Source organism: Mailhella sp., assembly GCF_057866825.1.
The window spans coordinates 1-3090 of the sequence record NZ_DBMAHT010000182.1; the positions used below are offsets into that span (position 1 = coordinate 1).

Sequence of the window (3090 nt, forward strand, 5' to 3'; positions counted from 1 at the left end):
ACGCCCGCGCGGATGTGGCGCGAAGGCAGGCGCAGGCGGCGGCCCAGGGCGCGCACGAGTTCCGCTCCCTTGAGCTCATGCCCGTAGTGATGCGGCAGAATGGCGGCGTCCGTGCGGATTTTGCCGAGATCGTGGCAAAGGGCCATCCAGGCGGCGAGGGGGTGTCCGGCGCAGCGGTCGAGCACCTCAAGGGTGTGATCCAGTACCGAATTGTCGTGCCACGGAAGCGGCCCCGCAGGAATGTCCGCCGCGGGGGCGAGTTCCTCAAACCACGGAGAAAGGCAGTCCGCGTCGCGCAGCACCGTGAAAAAGCGCGACGGCTTCGGCGCTTCCAGCGCACGCAGAAATTCGCGGCCCACGCGCTCGGCAGGAAGCGCGGCCACCGCGGATCGGCACTCCACGGACGCGCGGCGCATGGCATCCAGCGTTTCGGGGGGCACGGTCCAGTCCGGCCAGGCCGCGGCAAAGCGCGCCACGCGGAAAAGGCGAAGCGGATCGTTTTTCAGCGCGTCGGGCGAGGCAAAGCGCAGACGGCGGGCAGCCATGTCCGCAAGAAAATCAGGATGGCAGAACAGACGCCCCTGCGCGTCGAAGGCGGCGGCGTTCACGGTGACGTCGCGGGTAAGCATGTCGTGCTCGACATCGCCTTCCAGCGGGGTGAACTCGTCCGCGCCCACAAGCCAGATTTCAGGACTGCGACCCGTATTGCGCGCCGCAGGGAAGCGCTGTAGAAAGAATGCTTCGCCACCGCTGAAGGAAACATCCACGTCGTGGGCCGGACGCCCCAGCAGAAGATCGCGCACCGCGCCGCCCACCACATACCATTCACCCATGTTGCCCCCGGCCCGCGGGCCGCCGCGCGCAGGCAAAAACGCCGCGCGCCTCCCTCCCGCAGGAGGGGCTGTGTGTTTCATCGCCGCCGATACGCGACGGCCGCTCTGGAGGATCCATGAACGATAACGCCGCCTTGCGACTGCTCTATCTGGGCCTGCCCCCCATCGGGGAACAGGAGCCCACGGCTCTGCCCTTTTCGCCGGAAGCGCTTGCCGCCTCGCCTCTTGCCCTGACCGCCGCGGACCTGGCGACGATTCCGGCGCTGTTTGCCGCCGCATGGACGGAGCGCGCAGGCGGCGGAAACCGCGCCGACACGCCGGACGCCAGCGCCTGCTCAGAAGCGGGCGCAGAGGCAGACGCCGCTGCTGCTGCGCAAGCTTCGACCCGAAACCCGGACGCCGCAGACAGCAGCGACGAAAACAACAACGCCCCCGCTGCGGCAAGCGCGGCTGCAAACGCGGCCACCTGCGCCAGCGCCTGCGCGGCAATCGACGCCGCAGCCAACGCTTCGGCCACGCGCTCCGACGCCTTGCCTTCGCGCCCCGGTTCCGCAGGCCCCGACGCCCTTGCCTGGACGCCCAAAGAAAAAAACGGCGTGCGCTGGCTCGAAATTCCCGCGCCCGGACTGCCCGCCCCAGTGTACATCACCGGCCCTGCCACCTCAACCCTCGACGTCGCCCGCCTGCTCGTCGAGGCCGACCTCTTCCCCGAATGGGCCTCCGTGCTTTCCCTGCGTCAGAGCTCCGGCCGCGGGCAGATGCGCCGCGCCTGGGCCTCCCCCGAGGGCAATCTCTACTCCGCCCTGTGCCTCCCCCTCGCGCCGCCCTTCGATTCCGCTGCCGCCGCCCCCGCCTGCGGTTCCCTCTTCGCCGAGGCCCTCTCCCGCGAGAGCTGCCCCGTGCTCCTCAAATGGCCCAACGACATCCTTCAGCCCTCATCCTCGTTCCGCCCCGGCGTCGCCCCGGGCAGAAACGACTGCTCCAAAGTCGGCGGCATGCTCATGGAAGAACGCCACGGCGCGCTCATTGTGGGCACGGGCTTCAACCTCGTCTCCTGTCCGCCGAACTCAATGCTCCGGGATAACTACGCTTTTTCCGCAGGCGTGCTCAGGCGCGCATCCGGTTTCCCCCTCGTCGATCCCGCCTGCGCCCATCCCTCGCAAAAGGACAGCAAATCCAAGGACATCGTGACTATTTTCACGCTCTGGATTCGACTTGCGAGCCGTCTTTTTTCCTGCTATTCACAAAGGCAGACCCTCGAACCGTGGTGGCCCGCGCTCGCGCAAAGGCATCTCGCCTTCCGCGGCTGCCGCGTCACGCTCGCCGACGCCTGCCCCGAAAGGGAAACCATGGTCAGAATCCCCTGTGAGGGCGTGGTGGACGGCGTGACCGAATCCGGCGCGCTTCGCCTCAGTACAGCATTCGGAACGGAAACGTTTCTGGGCGGCTCCATCCTTCCTGCCGGTCAAGTCTCCTGACTTCCCCCGTCGGAACCCGGCCCCCCGAAACCTCCCCCTTCCTCGGAGTAGATATGTCTGCAAAAACCATGGAACAAGTTCAGGCCGAGCTCAAAGGCAAAGCCATACTCGTGGCCAACCGCGGCATTCCCGCACGCCGCATCTGCCGCGCCATCCGCGAACGCTTCGGCGCCGTGGCCATCATGACCGCCACCGACGTGGACAAGACCTCCCCCGCGGCCTCCGCCGCCCAGGAACTCATGCTCCTCGGTCCCAACCCCTCCGCCTACCTCGACCTCGACCTCATCATCAGCAAGGCCAAGGCCCGCGGCGTGGTCGGCATCCATCCCGGCTGGGGCTTCGCCTCCGAAGACGACAGCTTCCCCCGCAAGTGCGCCGAATCCGGCATCACCTTCATCGGCTCCACCTGCGAATCCATGAACCTGCTCGGCAACAAGGTGCAGGCCAGAAACCTCGCCACCAGAATCGGCGTGCCCGTCGTGCCCGGTTCCGACGGCGCGGTCGACATCAACGGCGCACGCAAGGTCATCAAGAAAATCGGTCTGCCCGTCATGCTCAAGGCTGAAGGCGGCGGCGGCGGTCGCGGCATCTTCGTCATCCGCACCATGCAGGAACTCGAAGACGCCTTCGTCAAGGCTTCCACCATGGCCGAAGCTTCCTTCGGCAACCCCCGCCTCTTCGTCGAACGCTACCTCGAACACGTCCGCCACATCGAAATTCAGGTCATCGCCGACCAGTACGGCAACGTCTTCGCCTTCGATGAACGCGACTGCACCGTG

The 3090-nt window shown here is 66.9% G+C and carries 3 protein-coding genes; 2 read left to right on the forward strand and 1 reads right to left on the reverse strand.

Annotated features, from left to right (window positions below):
• A partial coding sequence (locus ACZM96_RS10390; RefSeq protein WP_489488961.1) for a tRNA nucleotidyltransferase/poly(A) polymerase-related protein occupies positions 1 to 833 on the reverse strand: 833 nt, incomplete at its 3' end.
• 116 nt (positions 834 to 949) lie between these two features.
• Between ACZM96_RS10390 and ACZM96_RS10395 the strand changes: the two genes are divergently transcribed.
• Positions 950 to 2311 (forward strand): biotin--[acetyl-CoA-carboxylase] ligase, encoded by a 1362-nt coding sequence (locus tag ACZM96_RS10395; RefSeq protein ID WP_489488964.1) that lies wholly within the window; start codon positions 950 to 952, stop codon positions 2309 to 2311.
• Positions 2312 to 2364: 53 nt separating this feature from the next.
• A partial coding sequence (locus ACZM96_RS10400) for an ATP-binding protein (protein ID WP_489488965.1) occupies positions 2365 to 3090 on the forward strand: 726 nt, incomplete at its 3' end.

Coding starts and splice junctions, on each gene's coding strand:
- ACZM96_RS10395 (WP_489488964.1), top strand. CDS start 950: ATGAACGATAACGCCGCCTTGCGACTGCTCTATCTGGGCCTGCCCCCC.